Source organism: Priestia sp. SIMBA_032 (genome assembly GCF_046535215.1).
Taxonomy (GTDB): domain Bacteria; phylum Bacillota; class Bacilli; order Bacillales; family Bacillaceae_H; genus Priestia; species Priestia aryabhattai.
In genome coordinates, this window is record NZ_JAWRXD010001349.1 from 1 (window position 1) to 244 (window position 244).

At 59.8% G+C, this 244-nt stretch carries 1 protein-coding gene; it reads left to right on the plus strand.

Annotated elements, in window-relative coordinates; all coding sequences use genetic code 11:
* The coding region (locus SB717_RS38710; protein ID WP_410908553.1) for a hypothetical protein at positions 1-244 on the plus strand (244 nt) is incomplete at both ends.

A 244-nucleotide genomic window follows, 5' to 3' on the forward strand; every position in this document is an offset into this window, starting at 1 on the left:
CGAGCGATGTTGGCGCGGCCACGGCGGAGCAGGGAATCCTAGCCGACGGTGCGGTGCAGAAGGCCCTGGCACGGCTCTATAAACCGCTGCTGACCGATGTCCTGGTACTTGGCGATAGCCGTGCCTTTCAGTGCACAAAGGGAAACGTTGGCTTTACCGACTGGGCTGTATCCGAAACCGGAGGCCTCGCCGCGTTTCCACTGACCCTAAACAAAGGCATCGACGGGAACACCACATCGCAAAT